General features: G+C 70.4%; 19 protein-coding genes. 8 read left to right on the forward strand and 11 right to left on the reverse strand.

From position 1 onward, the window contains the following. Nucleotides 1-8: 8 nt before the first annotated feature. Nucleotides 9-1202: a glycosyltransferase gene (locus KBX46_RS20510; protein WP_210793680.1), complete on the reverse strand. Its 1194-nt coding sequence runs from the start codon at nucleotides 1200-1202 to the stop codon at nucleotides 9-11. 351 nt (nucleotides 1203-1553) lie between these two features. Here KBX46_RS20510 and KBX46_RS20515 point away from each other — a divergent pair, with 351 nt between their 5' ends. Together KBX46_RS20515 and KBX46_RS33175 are read left to right on the forward strand one after the other, a co-directional pair. Next, complete coding sequence (locus tag KBX46_RS20515; RefSeq protein WP_157743924.1) at nucleotides 1554-2573, forward strand: glycosyltransferase family 4 protein; 1020 nt, start codon at nucleotides 1554-1556, stop codon at nucleotides 2571-2573. Further along, entirely contained in the window at nucleotides 2570-3898 is a 1329-nt protein-coding gene (locus KBX46_RS33175) for a glycosyltransferase (RefSeq protein ID WP_210793681.1), read from the forward strand. The genes KBX46_RS20515 and KBX46_RS33175 overlap by 4 nt, the downstream gene beginning before the upstream one ends. On the opposite strand, the gene KBX46_RS20525 is transcribed toward KBX46_RS33175, so the two are convergent. Further along, nucleotides 3869-5167 (reverse strand): hypothetical protein, encoded by a 1299-nt coding sequence (locus KBX46_RS20525; protein WP_088947244.1) that lies wholly within the window; start codon nucleotides 5165-5167, stop codon nucleotides 3869-3871. The genes KBX46_RS33175 and KBX46_RS20525 overlap by 30 nt on opposite strands. 570 nt (nucleotides 5168-5737) lie before the next feature. On the opposite strand from KBX46_RS20525, the gene KBX46_RS20530 reads away from it, so the two are divergent. Genes KBX46_RS20530 through wecB form a run of 4 tightly spaced genes read left to right on the forward strand, consistent with a single transcriptional unit; the run spans nucleotide 5738 to nucleotide 10255 of the window. Continuing rightward, the gene (locus KBX46_RS20530; RefSeq protein WP_210793682.1) at nucleotides 5738-6778 is read left to right on the forward strand and encodes an SDR family NAD(P)-dependent oxidoreductase; all 1041 of its coding nucleotides are present in this window, start codon (nucleotides 5738-5740) and stop codon (nucleotides 6776-6778) included. After that, the gene (locus tag KBX46_RS20535) at nucleotides 6772-7899 is read left to right on the forward strand and encodes an NAD-dependent epimerase/dehydratase family protein (protein ID WP_210793683.1); all 1128 of its coding nucleotides are present in this window, start codon (nucleotides 6772-6774) and stop codon (nucleotides 7897-7899) included. Before KBX46_RS20530 ends, KBX46_RS20535 begins: the two co-directional genes overlap by 7 nt. Beyond that, entirely contained in the window at nucleotides 7896-9134 is a 1239-nt protein-coding gene (locus tag KBX46_RS20540) for a glycosyltransferase family 4 protein (RefSeq protein WP_210793684.1), read from the forward strand. Before KBX46_RS20535 ends, KBX46_RS20540 begins: the two co-directional genes overlap by 4 nt. Then, nucleotides 9131-10255 (forward strand): non-hydrolyzing UDP-N-acetylglucosamine 2-epimerase, encoded by a 1125-nt coding sequence (gene wecB, locus KBX46_RS20545; RefSeq protein WP_210793685.1) that lies wholly within the window; start codon nucleotides 9131-9133, stop codon nucleotides 10253-10255. The genes KBX46_RS20540 and wecB overlap by 4 nt, the downstream gene beginning before the upstream one ends. A gap of 71 nt (nucleotides 10256-10326) precedes the next feature. On the opposite strand, the gene KBX46_RS20550 is transcribed toward wecB, so the two are convergent. The 4 genes from KBX46_RS20550 to KBX46_RS20565 all read right to left on the reverse strand — a co-directional run bounded on the left by KBX46_RS20550 (nucleotide 10327) and on the right by KBX46_RS20565 (nucleotide 14845). Continuing rightward, on the reverse strand, nucleotides 10327-12201 hold the full coding sequence (locus tag KBX46_RS20550) for a nucleoside-diphosphate sugar epimerase/dehydratase (RefSeq protein WP_210793686.1): 1875 nt from the start codon (nucleotides 12199-12201) through the stop codon (nucleotides 10327-10329). Between the two features lie 145 nt (nucleotides 12202-12346). Continuing rightward, nucleotides 12347-12991 carry an acetyltransferase gene (locus KBX46_RS20555; RefSeq protein WP_210793687.1) on the reverse strand — a complete coding sequence of 215 codons (645 nt, stop codon included), beginning with the start codon at nucleotides 12989-12991 and terminating at the stop codon, nucleotides 12347-12349. Beyond that, nucleotides 12988-14136 (reverse strand): DegT/DnrJ/EryC1/StrS aminotransferase family protein, encoded by a 1149-nt coding sequence (locus KBX46_RS20560; RefSeq protein WP_088947251.1) that lies wholly within the window; start codon nucleotides 14134-14136, stop codon nucleotides 12988-12990. The genes KBX46_RS20555 and KBX46_RS20560 overlap by 4 nt, the downstream gene beginning before the upstream one ends. Nucleotides 14137-14158: 22 nt before the next feature. Further along, nucleotides 14159-14845 (reverse strand): sugar transferase, encoded by a 687-nt coding sequence (locus tag KBX46_RS20565; protein WP_308159633.1) that lies wholly within the window; start codon nucleotides 14843-14845, stop codon nucleotides 14159-14161. A gap of 247 nt (nucleotides 14846-15092) precedes the next feature. Here KBX46_RS20565 and KBX46_RS20570 point away from each other — a divergent pair, with 247 nt between their 5' ends. Beyond that, nucleotides 15093-16040, forward strand: coding sequence for a DUF389 domain-containing protein (locus KBX46_RS20570; RefSeq protein ID WP_088947253.1), 948 nt, complete (start codon nucleotides 15093-15095; stop codon nucleotides 16038-16040). Here the strand turns inward: KBX46_RS20570 and KBX46_RS20575 are convergent. The 3 genes from KBX46_RS20575 to KBX46_RS20585 all read right to left on the reverse strand — a co-directional run bounded on the left by KBX46_RS20575 (nucleotide 15970) and on the right by KBX46_RS20585 (nucleotide 20216). After that, nucleotides 15970-16437 carry a hypothetical protein gene (locus KBX46_RS20575; RefSeq protein WP_210793689.1) on the reverse strand — a complete coding sequence of 156 codons (468 nt, stop codon included), beginning with the start codon at nucleotides 16435-16437 and terminating at the stop codon, nucleotides 15970-15972. The two genes, KBX46_RS20570 and KBX46_RS20575, sit on opposite strands and share 71 nt — an antisense overlap. A gap of 24 nt (nucleotides 16438-16461) precedes the next feature. Then, complete coding sequence (locus KBX46_RS20580) at nucleotides 16462-17370, reverse strand: aminoglycoside phosphotransferase family protein (protein ID WP_247667860.1); 909 nt, start codon at nucleotides 17368-17370, stop codon at nucleotides 16462-16464. Nucleotides 17371-17756: 386 nt separating this feature from the next. After that, entirely contained in the window at nucleotides 17757-20216 is a 2460-nt protein-coding gene (locus tag KBX46_RS20585; RefSeq protein ID WP_210793690.1) for a Tex family protein, read from the reverse strand. A 141-nt stretch (nucleotides 20217-20357) separates the two neighbouring features. Here KBX46_RS20585 and KBX46_RS20590 point away from each other — a divergent pair, with 141 nt between their 5' ends. Beyond that, nucleotides 20358-21869 (forward strand): deoxyguanosinetriphosphate triphosphohydrolase family protein, encoded by a 1512-nt coding sequence (locus KBX46_RS20590; protein ID WP_088951603.1) that lies wholly within the window; start codon nucleotides 20358-20360, stop codon nucleotides 21867-21869. Nucleotides 21870-21901: 32 nt separating this feature from the next. Here the strand turns inward: KBX46_RS20590 and KBX46_RS20595 are convergent, their stop codons facing one another. Both KBX46_RS20595 and KBX46_RS20600 read right to left on the reverse strand, forming a co-directional pair. Beyond that, nucleotides 21902-23044 carry an MBL fold metallo-hydrolase gene (locus tag KBX46_RS20595; RefSeq protein WP_099852002.1) on the reverse strand — a complete coding sequence of 381 codons (1143 nt, stop codon included), beginning with the start codon at nucleotides 23042-23044 and terminating at the stop codon, nucleotides 21902-21904. Between the two features lie 125 nt (nucleotides 23045-23169). Further along, nucleotides 23170-24174: a serine hydrolase gene (locus KBX46_RS20600; RefSeq protein WP_210793691.1), complete on the reverse strand. Its 1005-nt coding sequence runs from the start codon at nucleotides 24172-24174 to the stop codon at nucleotides 23170-23172. Nucleotides 24175-24190: the final 16 nt, after the last annotated feature.

The raw sequence follows: 24190 nt of genomic DNA on the forward strand, positions 1-24190 counted from the left end.
GTGCTGCGTCACTCACCGCTCGGTCGTGGAGCGACGGTCGGTTGGCCGCCCGCGTGGTCCTGACCGCTCCGGACAGTGGCGCCACCAGTCACGAACGCGCTGACCGTGGGTGCCCAGGCGCGGTAGTCGAACGCTGAGGCCCGTTCCCGGGCGCAGTGGCTCATCTGCCACCACTGCGCGTCATCCAGGGCGAGTGCGCGCCTGAGACCCTCCCGGACGTCGTCGGCGCCCGGACCCGCGAGCACGATGCCTTCTCGGCCATCGCTGATGTACGTCGCCAGGTCACTGGTGTGGTTGAGTAGAACCGGGCAGCCGGCGGCCAGGCTCTCTGGAACCTTCGACGGAAAGCCCGCCTCCGCGTAGCCCCCAGGTGGCCGGATCAGCACCGAGAAGTGCGCCGCGCGCAGTTCGGCGAGAACCCGGTCGCGCGACACCCTGCCCAGGAAGACGAGTTGATCGCTGAGGTCCGCCACCGCCTTGTCGTCCAGGTCGGACATGGCAGCGGCCTGCTCCTGGGTCATTCCGGCTATGGTCAGCCGCACCCGTTGGCGATCCGTCTCCGGCAGCCGACGGATGGCGTCCAGCACGGCCGCGAGATGATCCTTGGACCCCGCGGTGCCGGCGTACAGCAACCGCAGACCGCCCTGCAGTGACGACGGGGCCGGCTGGCCGTAGTCGGCGCAGTCGACCTGGGGCGGAACGACCAGGGTGGCGCGATTCGGCCGCGCGAAGCGTCGTTGCAGCGTCGTGGAGATCGTGATGACCCGATCCGCCAACCGCTTGGCGAGAAACGAGTGCCACCGGTGCCGGATGAAGTAGGGCGTCAATCGCCCGTGGCGAAACTGTGCCGGGTCGTGCCGTTCGAGCACGTCAGCCGTCAAAGGGCAGCGCAGCGTCAGCCGCAGGACGGTCCAGGTGCTCAGGTTCCACAACCCCACTGGGAGGCAGAGCCCGGTGAGATCACCGGTGGGTATCCCCGCTTGTCGCAGGGCCCTGAGCACGCGCAGAGGGCGGCTCTGGCGGTGCGCCCATCGACGAAATCGGCCGCCTCCGCCGGCAGCGGAGAGCGTGACCAGTCGCAGTTCGGGTGGCAGGGCGACCGACTCCGGCTGGCGGTCGTTCCCGGGCCAGTCATTGATGATCAGGGTTGACGCACCTGGAGGGGTAGCGGAGCGGGCCAACTGGAGCAGTCGGTTCGACATCGCGTCACCGTGCGGGAACCGATACGCCGCCAGCATGACCACTCGTGGAACGGGCTCGCCCGGGGCAATGGTCGGCTGAGCTGCAGAGGTGAGGGTCTCGTAGCTTTTCATGCTTTCCATTCGTATAAAGCGTGTCTCAGGCTTTTAGCGTCTAATGCCGGTGTTACTGTACGCACCGAGGCGATTACGGGGGTCAGGGCGCGCCGCCGATGGCCCTTGGTCGACGATGGAGTGTCAGTGGAACCAGCCAGGCGGAACGACCAGAGCCCGAGCGCGCGGTCCGTGCGGGCACGGCCGATCGTTGTGCAGCATTCGGCCGGCACCCCTGGTGCCAACGGGCCACTGACCGCCGTGCGGCGAGTGCTGGACTCGGCGTTGAGTGAGCAGTACGAGTTCGTCCGCATGCATCAGGTCGGCGGCAACGGTGGCCTCAACGTGCCCCTGTTGCGTCAATGGACCCGACTCCTGCGACGGGTACGTCCCGACCTGGTGCACGTGCGCGGCCTGCAGAACGAGGGATTTCACGGGGTGCTCGCCGCCCGGATGGCCGGCTGCCCCCGGATCCTGGTCACCGTGCACGGCACCGTGCGGGACCTGAAACACGGCGGCCGCACGTGGCGTCGCGCGATGCTGGCCCACGGAGCTGAGCCGTCCACTCTGCGGATGGCCAGCCACTTCGCCACCGTGTGTGAGTATGCCGCGGGCCGGACTTTCCTGCGGGCGTACGAGGACAAGTTCGTCGGCGTAATTCCCAACGGGGTTCCGCTACCTGCCGATGTCGATGCCGATGCGAGGAACAGCCGGCGCGCCGACCTCGGCCTGGCCCACGACGACGTGGTCATGATCGCGGTAGCGCGGTTGAACTGGGACAAGGGATTCGGGGTCCTGGCGGACGCGCTGCGCCGACTGCCGCCCCAGGCTGGCCCGCGGGTCCTGCTGGTCGCCGGCGACGGACCGGACCGGGCCGGGATCACCCAGGCCCTGGCCGGCGTGCCCGGTACCGAGGTACGGCTGCTCGGCAATCGGCTCGATGTGCCGGACCTTCTCTCTGCCGCTGACGTTTTCGTCTTCCCCACCCTGCACGAGAACCTGTCCAATGCCTTGTTGGAGGCAATGGCGCACGCGCTGCCCGTCGTGGCCTCGGCCGTTGGTGGCAACGTCGAGGTGCTCCGCCAGGGCGGTGGTCACCTCGTCAGGGCCGGGGATCCGGAGGCGTTCGCCGGAGCCCTCGGGCCGTTGCTCTCCGACGCTGCCGAACGTCGACACGTGGGGGAGACCGGCCGCAAGGTGGTGCAGGACGCATACAGCCTGCCGGTCATGCTCCGGTCTCTCGATGGCGTCTATCGGCGCATCCTGGAAGGAGCAGTGTGACCGACGAGCCGCATCCCCACGTACTGCTGCTGGGCTTCACCGTTGCGGATGACCTCTTCCAGCACATCGTGGCGCGAGACGTCGTCCTGCCCACCCAGACCCACACGTTCGCATGGGCCCTGGTCGAGAGCGTTCGCGCGACAGGATGCCCGGTACGACTGCTCTCCGCGGCTCCCGCGTCGACCTTCCCACGGAATCGGCAAATCAGCTTCAGGTCAGGGCGGTTCGAGCAGGACGGCGTGCAGGGAGAGATGCTGGGTTTCGTCAATCTGCTCGGCCTGAAACACGTGACGCGGTTCCTGGCGGCCGTACGTGCAGGTTCGCGCGCGTTACGCCAGCACGGCGACGACGTCCTGCTGATCCACGGCGTCCACACGCCCTTCCTGTGGTTCGGTGCCCTGGTCGCATGGCGGGGCTCCGCACAGGTTGTACCGATCCTGACCGATCCCCCCGGGGTGGTGCTCCCCGATGACGGTCGGATCGTGCGGGCGCTCCGCCGGCTGGATCACTCGTTGGTCCGCATGGCGCTGCGTCGGTGTTCCGGCGTTGTGGTGCTCACCGCCGCGCTTGCCGAGGATTTCGCGCCTTCGCTTCCGCGTCTTGTCATGGAGGGAATCTGCAACCCGCCGGCTGCCCAGGCATCAGCGTCTGAACCGGCTGGTTCGCTCGACGCGGACGGGCCCCGGGTGGCGAGTCGAGGGCCGGCAGCTGGCTTCCGGGACGTGGTGTATGCCGGCGGGCTCACTCGGGCCTACGGCGTTGACCGCCTGGTCGAGGCGTTCCGCGGCATGGACGATCCCGATCTGCGTCTGTTCCTGTTCGGTCGGGGAGAGCTGGAGGAATGGCTGCGGACGCAGGCGAAGGCAGATCCCCGTATAGCCCCACCCGAATTGCTTGACCGCGGTGGGTTGGTGCGGCGCCTCGCTCTCGCCTCGGTTCTGGTGAATCCGAGGCCGGTGGATCAATCGTTCGTCCGATACTCGTTTCCGTCGAAGCTCATCGAGTACCTGTCCACCGGCATTCCGGTTGTGACCACCAGGCTGCCCGGCATCCCGGCCGACTACGATCCGTATCTCTGCTTTGCTGAGTCCGACACGGCCAAGGATCTGCGCGACGCCCTGCTCCGGGTGCTCGCCATGTCTCCTGCTGAGAGGGGCGCTCTCGGCAGTGCCGGAGCCGTGTTCGTACGACAGACGCGGGGGCCTGCGGCGCAGGGCGCGCGGATTCGGTCATTCCTGGTCGAACTGATGACCGCTACCCACAGTCATGGCCGTGTGCCGACGGAGAAGGGTGAGCTACCGCAGCACCCGCTCGGGCGGCGCTGAGCCCTTCACGCTGCGGGTGAGGGCGGTCCACAGATACAGGAACAGCAGAGTGGCGAGACCGATCACCGCTGGGCGCGACATGCCGAGTTGGTTGTTCGCCGGAATGTAGGCGACGAGCAGACACATCTGAACGAAGATCAAGGTAGGCAGGATGCCGCCCGCGAGGTTCACCTCGCGCCAGAGCCGGGCGAAGAACCAACCCAGGAAGGCCATGAAGAAGACGGTTCCCGGGAAAGTGAGATCCGAAGCCAGCCAGGGATAGATCGTCGACCAGTACATGCCGGCGGGCCATCCCGTCCGGCCCTCGGTGCGGACCGGGTAGGCCGGGTACTGGTCGGCCTCGATGCCGAGGTACTGGCTGCCGTACGAGGTGATCGCCGGAGTACTGCCCAGCCCGTGGGACCAAACGAACGGCGTTTCGAGGTTGTACGCGAGGCCGAGATAGCCATGGGTTGGGTAGATCACCAGCGCGGCGAGACCCGTCGCGACCCGTTCACCGGCAATCCGCTCAACTGTCGGATTGGCGCGGACGCGGTCGTGGGTGCCGAACTGGTCCACCCGATCGGCCTGACTGCTCATCATGTAGGCACAGAAGAGCGCGAACACGACTGCCACCAGCACTGTCGCACGCCGCCGCTTCACCCTTTGTGCGGCGCGGTCGCGATTTCGCGACGAGGCGATGAGCAGTCCGGCAGCAATCATCAGGACGAAGTCCCCGAGGCCCTTGAGTGTGCCGATGTAGAGAAAGAAGAGACTGTAGACCCCGATGCCGGCCAGCCCGACCAGTCGCAGACCACCCGACAGCCGTCGCCAGTGGACGACCAGCAGTGGAACGAGCGCGGTGCCGAGGACGCCGAGCAGGGTCAGTACCTGGATGACCGGGTTCGTCCGTCCGTTGTCCTCCTGCTGCTGGTAGACAGTGAATTTGTTGAGGTACGCGCCTGCGGGGTCCTGCAGGCTGGCGATGATGCTGCCCGGGCCGGTCGCCCCGTATTCGAGCAACAGGGCCACGCCGAAGACCACGTAGTAGATGCCGCTAGCCAGGACCAGCCGACGCGCCCGCAGCACGTCCGTGGATCGTGTCGTGCTGGCCCTCGGCCGAAAATCGTTGCGGAAGAGCTGGGCGACATAACCGACTGCAAAGGCGCCGGTAGCGCTCATCACGAACAGCCACAGCGTGCCGGGGTTTGGTACCTCCTGCGCCAACGCCCCGGCCCAGAAGAGGCTGAATGTCCCCAGCATCCAACCGCCAGCCAGCAGCAGTGGCACCCAGGCTCGCAAGGAGCTACGGAACAGGACCGGCGGATTGTGGTTTGGTCTTGGCAACGCCGACGGCGGCGCGAATCGACGTGTGGTGAGGTCTGGTGTTGTCGTGCTCATCCAGCTGTGCTCCCGCGTCAGTGTCCGCTCCGCCGGGTGCCTCCCGGTAGTGGTCGTTCCGCTCGTCCCCACTGTGCGCCGCCAGGCTCGCCGTCCGTGGGCACACGCAATGACCAACGACGTGTCGCCTCTGGGGCAGGCCAGGTCGCAGACGGGGCGTACCGGATGAGGCGTCACCAGTGCGTAAGGGTGTTATAGCAAGGGTCGGTCCGTTACTTCGGATGTTTCATGAATTGGACGTCAGTTGGGCCGGGTGTAAAGCGGCGGTCGTATCCTCTTTGTCGTACTTTACGTTGACTTAGCAGAGGAGCGCGTATCTGTTGAGCCGACATGTCGTTGTCCCCGGTGCTGCAACCGGCCGAGACTGCCCTTGCTCCGGACGGATGCGTGGGCGGTGCCCCGGCTCCACTGTCGAGTCGTCGGGCAGCGGACCGGCGAATCGACGACACGGGAGAACCAATGACTTTCGCGACCACCGGACGCCGCGTACTCATCACCGGCGGCACGGGTTCCTTTGGGCAGACGATGGTGCGCCGCCTCCTCGACCGTGGAGTTGGCGAGGTCCGGGTGCTCAGCCGGGACGAGGCCAAGCAGGACGCCATGCGTCGGCTGCTCGGCGACGAGCGGGCCCGTTACTACGTCGGAGACGTGCGGGACTACGACTCGGTGCTCAAGGCCAGCCGGGGCATCGACTACATCTTTCACGCGGCCGCCCTCAAACAGGTGCCCTCGTGCGAGTTCTTCCCGCTTGAGGCGGTCCGGACGAACGTGTTGGGCAGCAGCAATGTCGTCGAGGCTGCCGAGCGCAATGGCGTCGGCTCGGTCGTGGTGCTCAGCACCGACAAGGCTGTATACCCTGTCAACGCGATGGGGATGAGCAAGGCGATGATGGAGAAGGTCGCCCAGGCACACGCTCGGAACAACCCGAACAGCGCCACCACGGTCTCCTGCGTCCGGTACGGCAACGTCATGTACTCCCGTGGTTCGGTGATTCCGCTCTTCATCGAGCAGATCAAGGCGGGCCGGGCACCTACCGTGACCGCCCCGGAGATGACCCGCTTCCTGATGTCGCTGGCCGACTCGGTGGAGCTGGTGGAGCACGCGTTCCAGCACGCCCGGCCCGGCGACATCTTCATCCGCAAGGCCGCCGCCTGCACCGTCGGCGACCTGGCTGAGGCGCTCTGTCAACTGTTCGACGTGCCCTCCAAGCTCGACGTGATCGGCGTACGGCACGGCGAGAAACAGGCTGAGACGCTGGCCAGCCGGGAGGAACTCGCTCACGCCGAGGACTTCGGCGACTTCCTTCGGGTGCCGCTCGACGGCCGTGACCTCAACTACGCGCTCTACGTCTCCGAAGGCGGTCTCGGCGACGGGCGGACCGAGGACTTCAACTCGTCGAACGCGCCACAGCTCGGCGTACCCGAGATCATCGAACTGCTGAAGACGCTGCCCGAGGTGCGCGCGGAGCTGGCGCTGCGGGATCCGGTGCTGGCGTGCTGAGGCTCGCCGTCACCGGTGCCGGCGGCTTCCTCGGCTGGCACGTCCGGGTGCTGCTGCGCGCTCTGGGTTGGCCGGAACCGGTCGTGGTGACCCGGGGCGAACTCGCCGATCCCGACCTGGTCGCGGCGAAGGTGGACGGAGTCGACCGGGTGCTGCACCTGGCCGGCGTGAACCGGGGTGAGCCGGCCGATGTCGCTGCCGGGAACGTCCTGCTCGCCGCGCAGCTCGCGGAGGGACTCAAGCACTGCGCGAACCTGCCGACGCGGGTTGTCTACGCCAACTCGGTGCAGGCCGGCAACGGCACTGCGTACGGCGACGCCAAGGCCACCGCGGCGCAGGTGCTGGCGGATACCGGCGTCGACCTCGATGACGTGTCGCTGCCGAACCTCTACGGCGAGCACGGACGCCCGTACTACAACTCCGCGGTGGCGACGTTCTGTCGGGTGCTCGCGGAGGGCGGCCGGCCGGAGGTGCACGCCGACCGTGAGTTGAGCCTCGTGCACGTCACCGACGCGGCTGCCCGGCTCATCGGTGTGCCGGCCGGCGGTTCATGGGATCCATCCATGCCGCCACTGCGCGTCGGAGTCCGAGAGTTGGCCCACCGGCTCACCGGGATCGCCGCGACGTACCGGACAGGGGACATCCCGCACCTGCTGACGCGGCATGATGTGCGGCTCTTCAACACATACCGGTCACACTGTTTTCCGGCGCACTATCCCCTGGCGCTGCCCCGCCGCGCGGATGCCCGGGGTGAGCTGGTCGAGACGGTCAAGGCGCACGGCGGTGCCTGCCAGACCTTCTGCTCCACCACGCTGCCCGGCATCACCCGCGGCGAACACTTCCACTTGGCCAAGGTGGAGCGGTTCGTGGTGCTGCGCGGCTCTGCTGAGATCAGCCTGCGGCGAGTGGGCGACACCGAAGTCCTGCGCTTCCCAGTGAGCGGCGACGAGCCGGTGCTCGTGGACATGCCGACGATGTGGGCACACAAGTTGGTGAACACCGGGCCGGACGAGCTGGTGACGATGTTCTGGACCAACGAGATCTTCGACCCGGACCGACCGGATACCTGGCCTGAGACGGTGGTGGCGGCCCGACCGGCGCCGGTGGCGGTCGGGGCGTGAGGATTGGCCTGATCAGCCAGTGGTATCCGCCGGAGGGCGTCTTCATACCGGGTAACCTGGCGCGCCAACTGGCCGGCCGTGGCCACGAGGTCAAGGTCCTCACCACATTCCCGAGCTATCCGTACGGCCGAGTCTTTCCTGGCTGGCAACAGCGCTGGCGGCATCGGGAAACTGAGGGGCCGGTGATGGTCCGGCGGGTGCCCGCCTATCCCAGCCACGACACCTCCACCGTCCGGCGCGCCCTGAGCCACCTCTCCTTCGGAGCCACCAGCGCGGTGGCCGGGGCGCGGTGGCTCGCTGACGTCGACGTCACGTACGTCTACCACCCGCCGCCCACGGCCGTCGCCGCTGCGGCCCTCCAGCGTGCGGCCCGCCGAACACCGATCGTGCTTCACGTGCAGGATCTGTGGCCCGAGTCGGTGACGCAGTCCGGGATGGCACCGACCGGCCGGGTCGGGCGATGGCTGGAGCGGTCCATCGGGGCGCTGATGCGCGGGACGTACCGGCTGGCCGATGCCATCGTGGTGATTTCGCCGACGATGGCTGAGCGGGTCGTGGCCGGCGGCGCCGACCCGGACCGGGTGCGGGTGGTCTGGAACTGGACTGACGACGCGCTGTTCCGGCCGGTGCCGGTCACCGACGAGGCCCGTGCGGTGCTCGGTCACCGCCAGCGCTGCACCGTGATGTTCGCGGGCAACCTCGGGCTCCTGCAGGGCATCGAGACGGCCATCCGGGCGGCGGCCGCCGCGAGTGACCGGATGGACCTGGTGCTGGTCGGCTCCGGCGCGGGTGAGGACGGCGCCCGTCGATTGGCCACCGACCTGGGTGCCGACAACGTGCGGTTCATCGGTCGGCGTCCGCCCGAACAGATGGCGGAGCTGTACGCGGCAGCGCAATGGCAACTTTTGTGCCTGCGCGACGTACCCGCCCTGCGCGCCGCCGTTCCGTCGAAGCTGCAGGCCGCGTTGGCCTGCGGTGTTCCGGTGATCGCTGCCGCGGGCGGCGACACTGGGGCCCTTGTCCGGTCGGCCGGGGTCGGTCTCGTCTGCCCGCCAGAGGACTGGCGGGCGCTCGCCGAAAGGTTCGTGGAAGCGTCCGACCAGCCGGCCGCCACGCGGCAGGCCATGGCGGACCGGGCCCGCCAGGTGTACCGCGATCGGATGTCCCTGCGCGTAGGCGTCGATCAGTTCGAAGACATCCTGACCAAGGTGGCAGCGCAGAGAGGACGGGCATGACCCGCATCATGACAGTGGTCGGCACCCGGCCGGAGATCATTCGACTGTCCCGGGTGCTTACCAGACTGGACAGCACGGTCGACCACACACTGATTCACACGGGGCAGAACTGGGACCCGACCCTGTCCGACGTGTTCTTCACCGAGCTGCGACTGCGCCAGCCGGACCGGTTCCTGGAGGTCGACACCTCCTCGCTCGGCCGCGTACTCGGTGGCGTTCTGGTCGGTATGGAACAGGCGATCGCCGAGCTGCGGCCGGATGCGCTGCTGGTGCTGGGCGACACGAACAGCTGCATCGCCGCCCTGATGGCGCGACGGATGCGGGTGCCGGTCTACCACATGGAGGCCGGCAACCGGTGCTTCGATCTGAACGTGCCGGAGGAGACCAACCGGCGGCTGGTCGACCACGTGGCCGACTTCAACCTCGTCTACACCGAACACGCCCGGCGTAACCTGCTCGCCGAGGGCCTGCACCCGCGGCGGATCCTGCACACCGGCTCGCCGATGCGGGAGGTGCTGGAGCACTATCGTGCACCGATCGCCAGCTCGACCATTCTGCGGCGGCTGGAGCTCGATCGAGGCGGGTACTTCCTGGTCAGTGCCCACCGCGAGGAGAACGTGGACCGTCCCGACCGGCTTCGTCGGCTCCTGGACTGTCTTGTCGCAGTGCGCGACAGGTGGGGCCTCCCGGTGCTGGTCTCCACCCATCCGCGCACCCGTAAACGGCTGGAGGCGCTGGCCCCGGACGCGACCGCTCTGGACGGCATCGCCTTCCATGAGCCGTTCGGCCTGCTCGACTACGTGCACCTGCAGACCAAGGCTTACTGCACTCTGTCGGACAGTGGAACGATCAGCGAGGAGGCCGCCATCCTCGGCTTCCCCGCTGTGACGCTGCGCGAGTCCATCGAACGTCCGGAGGCGCTCGACGCCGGCGGCATCATCATGACCGGCCTCGACCCGCAGGGCGTGGTCGAGGCGGTCGAGGTGACCGTGGCCCAGGTCGCTGCCCAGGGGGTGCCCTGCCCGGTCGACTACCAGGTGCCGGACACCTCCCGGCGGGTGGTCGATTTCATCCTCTCCACGGTCCGCCGGCACCACGACTGGGCGGGCATCCGCCGCTGAGCCAGGCAGCGTCAGGGCCGGCGACCGCACCCCGCGGTCACCGGCCCTGATGCGTCACCCCGGTCGCGCGATCAGCGCGACTGCAGTGGTACGCCCAGAGGACCCTCCACCACCGGGTCGGTCGGCTGGGTGCAGAGCAGTGCGAGATGCTCGACGACCTTCGCCGCGTCCTCGTACGGGTCGAGCCCGCTGACCTCCATCGGGTCGAGCGCCGGCACGGCCACGTGGGACACCAGGGGGTGCAGCGGTCGGGTGTCGACCTCGCCGGTCCCGAGCAGATCCTCGTGCAGCTTCTCGCCGGGCCGCAGACCGGTGTAGACGATGGGCACGGAACTGGACGCCTGGTCGGCCATCTGGCGTGCCAGGTCGACGATCCGCACCGGGTCGCCCATGTCGAGCACCAGCGCCTCCCCGTCCCGGCCGATCTCGGCGGCCTGAAGCACCAGGTGGACGGCCTCCTGCAGGGTCATCAGGTAGCGGGTGACGTCCGGGTGGGTGACGGTCAGCGGCTTGCCGGTCTCGATCTGCCGTTGGAAGGCCGTCACCACCGAGCCGCGACTGCTCAGCACGTTGCCGAACCGGACGCTGAGGAACGTGCCGGGGAACCGGGACGCGGCGTGTGCCGTCAACCGCTCGGTGATCCGCTTCGAGTAACCGAGGACGCTGATCGGATCTGCGGCCTTGTCCGTGGAGATGTTGACGAACTTCGCCACGTCCTGGCAGGCGTCCAGCACCGACAGGGTGCCCCAGACGTTGGTCTTGATCGCCTCGCCCGGGTGCCGCTGCAGCAGCGTCAGGTGCTTGAGCGCCGCCGCGTGGAAGATGATCTCCGGCCGGCGCTCCCGGATGATCCGCCGAATTCCCTCGTCATCGCGAAGGTCGGCGAGGATCAGCTCGGGCCCGTCCAGCATGGCCCGCCCGGCGAGCGACATCTGAAGACTGTGCAAGGCCGACTCGTCCCGGTCGAGCATCATCAGTTCGCCCGGGTTGGCCTTCATCACCTGACGGCACAGCTCGGAGCCGATCGACCCGCCGGCGCCGGTGACCAGGATCCGCCGGCCGGTCAGGCTGTTGGTGCTCAACGGCAGGTCGCCGACCACCTGCCGTCGGCCGAGCAGATCGCTGACCTGCACGTCCCGGACGTCGGTGACGGTGATCCGGTGGTCGACCAGGTCCCGCACCGGTGGCAGGACCTTGAAGACCGCTCCGGCCTCCAGGGTGGCCTCGCGGATCTGGCGGATCAACGCGGCGTCCGCGTTGGCCACCGAGAAGATCACGGTGGTGGCGCCGGTACGCCGGACCGAGGTGCCGACGTCCTGCCGTCCACCCAGCACGCGCACCCCGCCGATGCGCAGGTCGCTCTTGTCGGGGTCGTCGTCGAGCGCGCCGACCGGCAGGTACCGGCCGCGCGGGTCGCTGAGCATCGCGCGGAGCAGGCCCTGGCCGGCGTCACCCATCCCGAACAGCAGCACGGGCGTCGACGACCGGACGTCCGGCCGCATGGCGAGGTCGCGGCGGTGCCGGTACGCGAACCGGGCGCCGAGCATGAAGAGCAGGGCCAGCGCGCCGCCGACCAGCGGGGTGCTCGCCGGAACCGGTCGCTCGCCGGACGGCAGCAGGGCGAGCAGCACGATGCCCCCCGTCGTGAGGGCGGTCCCGGCGACGCCCTGAACCTCCTGCAGACTGCCCAGGGGGTGTCGTCCGGAGTAGAGCCGGCGTAGCGCCGCCACCGCCACGTGTACGACCGCCGCCACGACGCCGACCGCTGCTGCCCGCCCCAGCTGTCCCGGGGGCGGCTGGAACTCGAACCGGGTCCACGCGGCCGTGACGAATCCACCGACCCAGGCGGTGGTGTCGGTGGCGAGGAACCCGGCCGTGCGCTGACGGGCCCTGGCCCGCCGCGCCTGCCGGTCCGCGTGCTGCGTGTTCTCGGTGTCCTGCGGCATGTGCTGGCTCCCTGTCCCGTCGCACGCCCCTTCCGCCCACACGACGGAAGGAGCCTCTAGGCTCTTTGTTCTTGTTACATGCCAAAGCGGCGCTATTGGGCGCTTTCGGTGTATGTGAGCTGAATAGGCTGTAGGCCCGGTGCCTTCAGCGGGCCGGAACGCCCTTGACCGTCACCTGATCGGGTACGTCCCGAACAACGCAGGCACCTGCCCCGACCGTGCTGTCCCGTCCGATCCGTAGGCCCTGGAGCACTGCGGCGGTGGTTCCGATCAGCACGCCCTCGCCCAGGTGGCAGTCACCGGACACGGCGGCGAGCGGGTTGACCGAGACGTAGTCCGCGAGGCGGCTGTCGTGGCCGACGGTGGCGTTCTGATTGAGATGGACGTGCCGGCCGAGGGTGACGTTCGTGGTGACCCTGGCTCCCGCGAAGGCCACGAAACCCGGCCCGTACTCGGTGTCCGGCCCGATGGTGGCGTCCGGGTGGACGAGACTCGCGGCCTCGGTGTCGTACCCGTCGATGCGGCCGCCGATGGCGCGGCGGATCCGGGGATCGCCGATCCCGATGAGGTGTCGGGTGGCCGGGGGCGCGTCGCGCAGCCAGGCCACGTCCCCGAGGTACGGCACGTCGAGTCGCTGCAACCGTTTCAGGTTCTCTTCGCTGGGTCGGTCGTCGACGACGCCCAGCAGTTGCCAGATCGGCCGGCCGGCGGCCTCGTTGACTGCCCGGGCGATGGTCAGCACCTCCCGGCCGTGGCCGCCGCAGCCGACCACCACCAGTCCCGTTGTCACGCGGCGGGCCCTCCCGTTCGAGCGGCCAGGAACTCGTCGATCGCGGCCAGCACCCGTGCGATCTGCGGCTCGGTCAGGGCGCTCCCGCTGGGCAGGGTGAGCCCGTCGGCGAAGAGCCGCTCCGCCGCACCGCTGAGCAGGCTCTCCGCGCCGGCGTGCATGGGCTGAAGGTGCATCGGCTTCCACACTGGCCGGGTCTCGATGTCCCGCTCGGCCAGGTGGGCCGCCAGGTCGTCGGCCTGCCAACCACACCGCTCCCGCTCGACGGTGATGACGGTGAGCCAGCAGTTCGACTCGGTGTCCTCGGCGCCGAGGAGTTGGACGCCCGGCACCGGGGCGAAGAGCTTGGCGTAGTGGTCGCGTAGTTGGCGGCGTCGCGCGATCATCTCGTCCAGCCGGAGCAACTGGGCCCGGCCGAGCGCCGCGAGGAGGTTGCTGAGCCGGTAGTTGTAGCCGGTCTCCCGGTGCTCGTAGTGTCGCGCCGGTTCGCGGGCCTGGGTGGAGAGGTGGCGGGCCCGGTCGAGAAGTGCGACGTCGTCGCTCACCAGCATCCCGCCGCCGGAGGTGGTCATGATCTTGTTGCCGTTGAAAGACAGCACGCCGGCGTGCCCGAAGGAGCCGGCGGGCTGCCCTCGGTGGCTCGCCCCGAGCGCCTCCGCGGCGTCCTCCACAAGGGGGACCTCGGCCTCGTCGCAGACCGGGACCAGCGAGAGGTAGTCGACGCAGCTGCCGAACATGTCCACCGGGACGATCGCGCCAACCCGCTCGCCGCGCGATCGCAGCCGACGCAGCAGGTCGGCGGTGAGATCGACGTCGAGGTTGCCGGTCCTGGGGTCGCAGTCCACGAAGACCGGACGCGCGCCGATGTAGTGGACCGCGTTGGCGGTGGCGACGAAGGTGAGCGTGGGCACGATGACCACGTCACCAGGCGTCACGCCGACGCCGAGCAGAGCCAGGTGCAGGGCGGCGGTGCCGGAGCTGACCGCCACGGCTCCGCCGGTGCCGACCCGCTCGGCGATGTCGTGCTCGAAGGCCTGCAGGTCCGGGCCGGCCGGCGCCACCCAGCCGGAACGCAGGGCAGCGACCAGGTACGACTCTTCGAGAGGGCCGACGTCGGGCGGGGACAGGTGGATCGTCTGGCTCATCGGCCGGCTCCCCAGCGGGTCGTCACGCCGGTGTCCGGTCGCGCTGCGGAGGTGCCGGACGGCGAGGCGGCGCACCGAGGAACTCCGGCGCGGTCGCGGACCCGGCCGCGTTGATTCCCTCGCGGCGCAGCACGGTCCGCACGGTCGCGGCGAGAATCGACAAATCCACCCGGAGGTTGTGGCTCTCCACGTACCGCACGTCGAATTCCAGCTTCTCCTCCCAGCTCAAGCTGTTGCGCCCCCGCACCTGGGCCAACCCCGTGACGCCGGGCCGGACCTCGTGCCGCAGGGCCTGCCGGGGGGAGTAGCGGCTGAGGTATTCGGGCAGCAGCGGGCGCGGGCCGACCAGGCTCATGTCGCCGCGCAGCACGTTCCAGAGCGTGGGCAGCTCGTCCAGACTGGTGGCGCGCAGCCAACGCCCGAGTGGGGTGAGTCGATCGCGGTCTCCGACCAGGCCGAGGTTCAGGTTGGGTGGCCGCATGGTGCGGAACTTGACCAGCACGAAAGGTTGTCCGTGCAGTCCGGCGCGGCACTGGCGGAAGAGCACTGGGCGACCGAGACCCATCGCGACCAGAGCCGCCACCACGATCAGCAACGGCGTGACCAGGATGAGAAGGGCCGCCGCCACGACGACGTCGGCGACTCGCTTGCCCCGTTTCGGGCTGCTCCGGGGCAGTGACAGATCGGCGTCCACGAGACCATCAGGCACCGGCACGGTGTGACCTCCCACATGATTTACACAAAACGTACGCATTTGTCACATCAGGTACACATGACGCGGTGTCACCGAATAGCGACAGTCAGTCCGCATTCCCCCGATCAACCCCGAAACCCCGTGGTCGGACACGGCCAGATCAGCGGCCTTGTGCAGCTCCTGGCGTCGACAGGCCGGGCGGTAGAGTCGCGTCGGCCAGTCAGGCGAGGGAAGAACTGGCCGGTCGGGCGAGGGGGATGGCGTGCTGCACCTGAGGGTGATCGCCCCGGTGGACCTGTCGACGGAGGTCGTCGACCTGCTCTCCGCGGAGGCGGGGGTGACTCACCTCGCCGTGCTGCCTGGTGCCGCCCGGCAACCACCGGGTGATCTCATCCTCTGCGACGTGGTGCGGGAGAGCGCCGACCGCGTGCTGCGGGAGTTGCGGCGGATCGGCGTGGACACCAGCGGCGGCATCGCCGCCGACGACGTCGAGCTGACCATCTCCGATGCGGCCGACCGGGCGGCGGAGGACGCACCAGGCAGTGGCGCGGACGCGGTGGTCTGGGACGAGATCGCCGCGAAGACCGGCGAGCAGACGGAACTGTCCGGCACCTACCTCGTGCTGATCGTGGTGGCCACCATGATCGCCGGCATCGGGGTGCTGCTGGACCAGCCGATTCTCATCGTCGGGGCGATGGTGGTCGGTCCGGAGTTCGGTCCCCTCGCCGCGCTGTGCGTGGCGTTGCTGCGCCGCCAGCTCGGGGTGATCGGCCGCTCGGTGCAGGCTCTCGTGGTCGGGTTCCTGGCGGCCATGGTGGCGACAGTGCTGAGCACCTGGGCGCTGACCGCAGTTGGCCTGGTCAGTCGGGAGATGCTGCTCGCCGAACGCCCGCTCACCGACTTCATCTGGCGGCCGGACGCGCTGTCCTGGGTGGTCGGTCTACTCGCCGGTGTGGCCGGGATGCTCTCGTTGACGTCGAAGAAGTCCGGCAGCCTGGTCGGGGTGCTGATCTCGGTGACCACGGTCCCGGCCGCAGCGAACGTGGCGGTGGCTGCCGCCTACGGAGCGTGGGATGAAGCGGGCGGCTCGGCCCTCCAACTGGTGATCAACCTGGCTGCGATCGTCCTGGCCGGGCTGCTCACCCTCGTGGTGCAGCAGGTCTGGTGGAGGGGCCTGGCTCGCCGGTCCCCTCGTTCAGCAACCGGGTGAGCAGCGTCCGCAACGGGATCGACTCACCGTCGCGGCCACCGGCCCCGACCACCAACGGCGCCGGGCTGGGCTCCGGGTCGACGCCGAACAGCCGGGCCCGCAGGCCGCCCGGAACGGTCAGCAGGTGGAACCGGCCGTCCACGTCCACGGCCCGGGTCTCGGCCCGGTCGACGTACCAGCCGGTCAGCCTGGTCCGGTAGCGCCCGCGCCCGTCGTAACCCCGGGCGACCAGCCGGGTGGTGCGCAGCCCTCGCCGGGTCGCCTCGGCCACGAACCAGGCCACCAGCTTCGCCGCCTCCGCCTGCTCGGCGGCCCGCCGCCGCGCGTCCGCGTCGGCGTGCGCCCGCACCGCCTGCTGCCGCTGATCCCGCCACGTCCGGCCGTCCGGCTCACTCACGACGCCGACGGTACGCGACGCGGCTCAGTCGAGGACGGCCCGCAGGGTGCGCCGGGCGATCGCGGCCATCACCAGGTTGGTCTCGACGTAGTACGGCAGCGCGTTGATCGCCTGCTCCAGCGCCCATCCGCGCCCCCGCTCCCACGTCGCATCGTCCACGCCGAGCGCCCGCCGGTACGTCTCCCGCGACCCGGCGTCGAACAGGTTCCACGCCGGCATCAGGTCCACCGCCGGGTCGCCCACGTCGACGGCGCCGAGGTCGATGACCGCGGCCAGCCGGCCGTCGCGAACCAGCAGGTTGCCCGGCATCAGGTCGGCGTGGATCCACACGTCGGCCACCTGATACCGCGGGACGGCCCGGCATCGGTCCCACACCTCGGCGAGCCGAGCGGTGTCGGTGAGCTGGGCGCTGCTGGCCAGGGCCGACCGCACTCCGCCGTCCTGGTCGGCCAGCGGGCCGCCCCGGCCGGATCCGGACCAGGTCCGGCCACCGGTGTCGATGGCGTGCAGGGCGGTGACGACGCCGGCCAGGTCCCGGGCGAAGGCGTCCAGGTCGCCGAAGCGGCCGGGGTGGATCGGCTCTCCGGGGATCCAGCGGTACGCCGTCCACGGCCCCGGGTACCCCTCGCCCGGCTCACCGAGGCCGAGCGGTTCGGGCACCGCGATCGGCAGGTGCCGACCGAGCAGCCGGGCGTGCTCCTGCTCCCGCAGCAACTCGGTCCGCAGCTCGGCGCCCGCCGTCGGTTGCAGGGGAAACCGCAGGACGATCTCCGCACCGAGCCGGAAGAGGGCGTTCACCGTGCCGGTCGAGGGGAGCGGACGAACGGGGAGCGCCCGCCACTCGGGAAACTGCTCGGCGACCAGGGCGGCCACCACCTCGGCGCTGACGTCGAGCTGATCGGCGTGCATCTTCACCGCGAGATCATCACGCATCGCCGCGCTGCCAGGCGAGCCGATTTCCCCCGGGTCCGCATCCTTCCTCCCTGGCTCCCTCACTCCGACGGCGCATGCAGATTCTGGGGGCCCGATGCAGGCGGCCCCTGTCGAGCTGCCCCAGATCTGGACCGCCGCCACACGGACTCGCCCCACGAGTGGGGCAGCTCGACAGGTCTCCGTGAGGACCTGGGCGGGGCAGGGCAGCTCGCTGACGACCAGGCAGGGACGGCCCAGCCTGTCCTCCTCGACCTCCACCACGGCGCCGTGGGGGACACCGGGCAGGCCGGCGATCGAGGTCGACAGAATCTTGGGTGCTCGGGATGCCGCCCGCGTGGGCGACATCCCGAGCTTGTCGAGCGAGGGCTGCGCGCCCCGCTGGTTGATCAGGCCAGGCCGGCGCGGCGCAGGGCCTCCGCCATCGCGTCATTGGCCGGCGCCGGCGCACCCTGCCGCTGCTGCCCGCCGCGGCCACCCTGCCCGCCACCCTGCCCGCCGCGACCACCCTGCGCGCCGCGACCACCCTGACCGCCACCCTGCCCGCCCCGGGAACCCTGGGCGCCGCGACCAACCTGAGCGGCAGGACCACCCTGCGGCCCGCGCTGCGCCGGGCCGCCACGCCCCTCCTGGCTCGTCCGACCACCGCCACCGGCGGCTCCCGGCTCGTCCTCCAGGCGCAGGGTCAGCGAGATGCGCTTACGGGGTACGTCCACGTCGAGCACCCTGACCTTGACCACGTCACCGGACTTCACCACGTCGCGGGGGTCCTTCACGAAGGTCCGGGACAGCGCCGAGACGTGCACGAGACCGTCCTGGTGCACCCCGACGTCGACGAACGCGCCGAACGCGGCCACGTTGGTGACCACGCCTTCGAGCACCATGCCCGGCGTCAGGTCGCCGATCTTCTCCACCCCTTCGACGAAGGTGGCGGTGCGGAACTCCGGGCGAGGATCCCGGCCCGGCTTCTCCAGCTCGGCGAGGATGTCGGTGACGGTGGGCAGACCGAACCGGTCGTCGACGAAGTCGGTGGCCCGCAGCCCCCGCAGGATGGTGCTCTTACCGATCACCGAGCGCAGGTCCTGACCGGTGGTGGAGAGGATCCGGCGCACCACCGGGTACGCCTCGGGGTGCACGCTGGAGGAATCCAGTGGGTCGTCGCCGTCGGGGATGCGCAGGAAGCCCGCGCACTGCTCGAACGCCTTCGGACCGAGTCGCGCCACCTTCTTCAGCTCGGTACGCGATCGGAACGGCCCGTTGGCGTCCCGGTGCAGCACGATGTTCTCGGCCAGCCCGGCGCCGATCCCGGAGACCCGGGTCAGCAGCGGCGCCGAGGCGGTGTTGACGTCCACCCCGACCGCGTTGACGCAGTCCTCCACCACCGCGTCCAGCGACCGGGACAACTTCACCTCGGACAGGTCGTGCTGGTACTGGCCGACCCCGATCGACCGAGGATCGATCTTGACCAGCTCGGCGAGCGGGTCCTGGAGTCGTCGGGCGATGGAGACGGCGCCGCGCAGCGACACGTCCATCCCGGGCAGCTCCTGCGAGGCGTACGCGGAGGCGGAGTAGACCGACGCGCCGGCCTCGGAGACCATCACCTTGGTCAGGTTGAGCTGCGGGTGCCGCTTGATCAGGTCGGCAGCCAGCTTGTCGGTCTCCCGGGAGGCGGTGCCGTTGCCGATCGCGATCAACTCCACCCCGTGTGCCCCGGCCAGCCGGGCGAGGGTCTCGACCGACGCGTCCCACTGCCGGCGTGGCTCGTGGGGATAGATCGTGTCGGTGGCGAGCACCTTGCCGGTGGCGTCCACCACGGCCACCTTCACGCCGGTCCGCAGGCCCGGGTCCAGGCCCATCGTGGGGCGGGTGCCGGCCGGCGCGGCCAGCAGCAGGTCGCGCAGGTTGGTCGCGAAGACCCGCACCGCCTCCTCCTCGGCCGCCTGCCAGAGTCGCATCCGCAGGTCCGCGCCGAGGTGGATGAGGATCCGGGTACGCCAGGCCCAGCGGACCGTGTCGGTCAACCAGCGGTCGGCCGGGCGACCGGCGTCGGAGATCCCGAACCGGCCGGCGATGGCGGCCTCGTAACGGGTCGGGCTGGTCGGCGCGGCGTCGGACTCGCCAGCCTCCTCCGGTTCCATGGTCAGGTCGAGCACGCCCTCCTTCTCGCCCCGGAACATGGCCAGGATCCGGTGCGAGGGCAGCTTCGGGTACGGCTCGGAGAAGTCGAAGTAGTCGGAGAACTTGGCGCCCGTGGTCTCCTGCCCCTCGCGTACCCGGGAAGCCAGGCGCCCTCGCGACCACATCTGCTCGCGCAGCGTGCCGATCAGGTCGGCGTCCTCCGCGAAGGTCTCGATGAGGATCGCCCGCGCGCCCTCCAGCGCGGCGGCGGCGTCGGCGATGCCCTTCTCCGCATCGACGAACCCGGCGGCGGTGGCCCGTGGGTCCTGGGTCGGGTCGGCCAGCAGCGTCTCGGCCAACGGCGCCAACCCGGCCTCGCGGGCGATCTGCGCCCGGGTCCGCCGCTTCGGCTTGTACGGCAGGTAGATGTCCTCCAGCCGGGACTTCGAGTCGGCGGCCATGATCTGCGCTTCCAGGGCCTCGTCGAGCTTGCCCTGACCGCGGATCGACTCCAGCACGGCGGCCCGCCGCTCGTCCAGCTCGCGCAGGTAGCGCAGCCGCTCCTCCAGGGTGCGCAGCTGGGTGTCGTCGAGCAGGCCGGTGGCCTCCTTGCGGTAACGGGCGATGAACGGCACGGTGGCGCCGCCGTCGAGCAGCTCCACGGCCGCCCGCACCTGACGCTCGGCCACGCCGAGCTCGTCGGCGATCCGCTGATGAACAGACTGGGTCACGATCTCGATCCGCCTTCGACTCGATCCGCCTTCAAAGAGCGGGTACCGCCTGCATTCTGCCGGGCGGCCCCCGACGCTGTCGCCGCGCCCGGCCGGGGTGACCGGCGGCGGTGTCAGCGGCCCTGCGCTAGCGTGGCGATCATGGAAACACCTGCGGAGCCGCGCGCCCGGCGGCTCTTCGGCGGCAGCGCCCGGGCCCTCGGCGACCTGACGGCCAACCCGTTCCGCGCCGACCGGGACCGGATCGTCGGCTCGCCGTTCTTCGCCCGCCTCGGCGGTGTCACCCAGGTGATCAGCCCGGTCGGCTCCGGGCTGCTGGTGCACAACCGGCTCACCCACAGCCTCAAGGTCGCCCAGGTGGCCCGGGCGGTCGCCGAGCGGTTGAACGCCGACGAGCGGTGGCGTGACCTGCTGGACAAGCTCGGCGGCTGCGACCCCGACGTGGTGGAGGCCGCTGCGCTCGCACACGACCTCGGCCACCCGCCGTTCGGGCACCTGGGGGAGCGGGTGCTGGACCGGCTGGCCCGCCAGCGCCTCGGCCTCGCCGACGGGTTCGAGGGCAACGCCCAGTCGTACCGGATCGTCACCAGCACCGAGATCCGCGGCGCGGCCACCACCGGGCTGGACCTGACCGCCGCGGTCCGCGCGGCGATGCTGAAGTACCCGTGGACCCGGCTGGACCACCCCGACCCGCACCCGCGCACGATGGACCCGCCGCCGCGCGGGGCCACCCCTCCGCCGGACGACCCGGAGAGCGGCTCGTCGAAGTTCGGCGCGTACCGGACCGAACTCGACGACCTGCGGCAGGCCCGGGAGCCGTTCGCCGGCCGCATCCCGGACTGGCAGCAGACCGTGGAGGCGTCGGTGATGGACACCGCCGACGACATCGCGTACGCCATCCACGACGTGGAGGACTTCTACCGGGTCGGTGTGCTCCAACAGGGGTCGGTGTCCGCCGAGTTGATGGCGTGGCAGCGCGAGAGCGGGCACTTCCGGGCGATCACCGACGCGGCGCTGGCCACCGCGGCCCGGCGTCCGGGGGCGGCGATCGAGCGGTTGCGTCGGCAGCTGCACCGCAAGGACGCCTGGATCGCCGACGACGACGCGTTCGCCGCCGCCGTCGAGCACGTCCGCGAGGAGTTGGTCGACGGGCTGCTGGCGATGCCGTTCGACGGCTCGATCGAGGCCGAGCAGTACGTGGCGCGGTTCTCCGCCCGCTGGTCCACCCGCTTCGTCGAGGCGATCACGGTGACCGACCAGCCGTCGGTGCGCTCCGGCCACGTGCTGCTGGGCTGCGCGCAGTGGCACGAGGTGCAGGTGCTCAAGTTCGTCCACCACCGGTTCGTGCTGGCCAGACCGGATCTCGCCCTGCACCAGCGCGGCCAGGCCCGGCTGCTGGGCACCCTGGTCGAGGCGCTCTGGGAGTGGCTGCTCGACCCGGAGGAGGAGTCGCGACTGCCCCGCCGGCTGCACGACCTGGTCGAGCTGGCCGAGGCGGAACTGCACCCGCGGATCCCGGACCGGATCGGCCGCGCCCGGGGGCGGGCCATCGTGGACTTCGTCGCGCAGCTCACCGACGGTCAGGCGGTGGCCATGCTGGATGCGCTCTCCGGCCGCTCCGGCGCGCTCTGGACCGACGCCTTCGTGCTCTGACCCGGCTCAGGCGATGCCTGCTGTGGCCTGCCTCAGGCGACCGACTGCCACCAGCCGTCGACGGCGGGCGGCTCGTCGACCACCACCCGCTCGCCGGGGCGGGGCACGGCGAGGCGCACGTCGCGGGCCTTCGCCTCGGCCCACAGCCGGTCCACCGGCTCGGACCAGTCGTGCAGGGCCAGGTTGAACGTCGCCCAGTGCACCGGGACGAACAGCCCGCCACGCAGGTCGAGGTGGGCGTCGACCGCCTCCTCGGGGAACATGTGGATCGTCGGCCAGGCCCGGTCGTACGCGCCGATCTGCATCAGCGTCACGTCGAACGGCCCGTGCTCGGCGCCGATCGCCGCGTACCCGTCGAAGTAACCGGAGTCGCCGGTGTAGAAGACCTTGCGGCGGGCCCCAGCCACCACCCACGAACTCCAGAGCGTGCCGTCGCGGCGCAGCCCTCGCCCGGAGAAGTGCTGGGCGGCGGTGGCGGTGATCTCCAGCCCGGCGACCCGGTGGGACTCGGACCAGTCCAACTCGATGATCCGCTCGGCGGGTACGCCCCAGCGGTCCAGGTGCGCTCCCACGCCGAGCGGCACCAGGAACGGCGCGGACTGACCGGCCAGCAGCGCCCGCACGGTGGGCATGTCGAGGTGGTCGTAGTGGTCGTGCGAGATCAGGATGGCGTCCAGCGGCGGCAGCTCGTCGAGGCGTACCGGTGGCTCGTGCAGCCGGCGAGGGCCGACCAGCCCGGAGGGGGAGCAGCGCTCGCTCCACACCGGGTCGAGCAGCACCCGCCGGCCCTCGATCTCGATCAGCGTCGAGGCGTGGCCGTACCAGACGATGTTCAGCTCGTCGGCGGTGTCGACGGTGTGGGGCGCGCTGGAGCGCAGCAGAGGCACGGGTGCGGTCGGGCGTCGCTTCTGCTTGCCGAAAATCAGCTCGCGGACCAGGTTGCGGCCCGGCTCGGCGACCATCGTGCGGGTGCCGGCCTGGTTGTGGAAGGTGCCCTCGCGGAACTGGGGCGAGCGGGCCGCCCGTTCGGCCCGGGCCCCGCTGAGCCGGCCGCCGAGAGCCGCCGGCACATCCCGTGCGACCCAGGCCAGCCCGGCCAGCGCCGCCAGCCCGGCCGCGCCCCGCATCCGCCGCCCGAGCGACCGTTCGACGTCCGTGCTCTGCGCTCGTGCCATTGCCGTCCCTCCGACGTGTCCGCCCTACACGGTAGTCACCCGGACCGGCCCGTGCCTCGGCGGTCGCCACGCCGGGTCGGTCGCCGGCAAACGGCGACCGACCCGGGACGGTTTGACGGCGTGCGCTAGCCGCCGTTGCTGGGTTGGCGGGCGGTGATCCGGAACGTCCGGCCCACGCCCGCGATCCGGTCCACCGCGGCCAGGAACTTGGGGCCCATGGCGGCCCGGGCCTGGACCGCCGGGTGGGTGGCGCCGAAGTCCTCCGGGTTGGCCTGCCCGTCGGCGAAGAGCGCGTACGTGAGCACTGCCGCACCGGAGCGGTCGAAGATCACGCCGGCCTCGTGCCGGGCGTCGGCGTACCAGCCGGCCTTGGTGGCGATCCGGGCCCGCTCGTCCGAGGACATGGTGCGCCGGATGCCGTCGGTGAACGCCACCGGGGAACGCAGGAGACCCAACAGGTACGTGGTCGAGGCGGGGGAGAGCAACGTGCCGCCGACCAGGGCGCGCAGCAGGTCGTGTGTCTCGCGCGGGGTGCTGGTGCCGAGGAAGAACCGGTTCGGGTTGGCCACCGGCTCGACCTGGGTGTTCGGGAAACCCTTGGCAACCAGGATCGAGTTGATCTCGGCAGCCGGGGCGACCAGCCCGCACAGCCGCACCGCCGTGTCGTCCGAGACGGTCAGCAGATTGGCCAGCACGTGCCCGAGGGTCACCATGCTCGGGTACGCGCCGTCCAGGCTGAAGATGCCGTCACCGCCCGGCACGACGATCGCCGCGCTCACCTCGACCTGCTGGTCCAGGGTGAGCAGCCCCCGGTCGACCTTGTCGAGCACCGCCGTGGCGACCGCGATCTTGTTGACGCTGTACGCCTCGATCCGCCGGTCCGCGTCGGCCTCCACCGCGACCACCGGCGTGCCGGCCGGGTCGGCGACGCTCACGTACGCCTGCCAGTTGCCGCCGGCCTCAACGCTGTGCTTGGCGAAGACGGCGGCTACCCGGCGGGCTGCCCGCGCCGGGGTGGTCGGGGTGACCTCGGTGCTCTCGGCGGCGCTCGCCGAGGACGCGGCGCCCAGCACCGTGCCGGCGGTGGCCACCGTGCCCAACCCGAGTGCCGTTCTACGGTTCAGTCGCATGGTCGATCGTCTCCCC

Source organism: Micromonospora sp. C81 (assembly GCF_018070425.1).
Classification (GTDB): domain Bacteria; phylum Actinomycetota; class Actinomycetes; order Mycobacteriales; family Micromonosporaceae; genus Micromonospora; species Micromonospora zamorensis.

Coding starts and splice junctions, on each gene's coding strand:
- KBX46_RS20510 (WP_210793680.1), bottom strand. CDS start 1,202: ATGTCGAACCGACTGCTCCAGTTGGCCCGCTCCGCTACCCCTCCAGGT.
- wecB (WP_210793685.1), top strand. CDS start 9,131: ATGACCCGCATCATGACAGTGGTCGGCACCCGGCCGGAGATCATTCGA.
- KBX46_RS20600 (WP_210793691.1), bottom strand. CDS start 24,174: ATGCGACTGAACCGTAGAACGGCACTCGGGTTGGGCACGGTGGCCACC.
- KBX46_RS20595 (WP_099852002.1), bottom strand. CDS start 23,044: ATGGCACGAGCGCAGAGCACGGACGTCGAACGGTCGCTCGGGCGGCGG.
- KBX46_RS20590 (WP_088951603.1), top strand. CDS start 20,358: ATGGAAACACCTGCGGAGCCGCGCGCCCGGCGGCTCTTCGGCGGCAGC.
- KBX46_RS20560 (WP_088947251.1), bottom strand. CDS start 14,136: ATGAGCCAGACGATCCACCTGTCCCCGCCCGACGTCGGCCCTCTCGAA.
- KBX46_RS20530 (WP_210793682.1), top strand. CDS start 5,738: ATGACTTTCGCGACCACCGGACGCCGCGTACTCATCACCGGCGGCACG.
- KBX46_RS20550 (WP_210793686.1), bottom strand. CDS start 12,201: ATGCCGCAGGACACCGAGAACACGCAGCACGCGGACCGGCAGGCGCGG.
- KBX46_RS20580 (WP_247667860.1), bottom strand. CDS start 17,370: ATGCGTGATGATCTCGCGGTGAAGATGCACGCCGATCAGCTCGACGTC.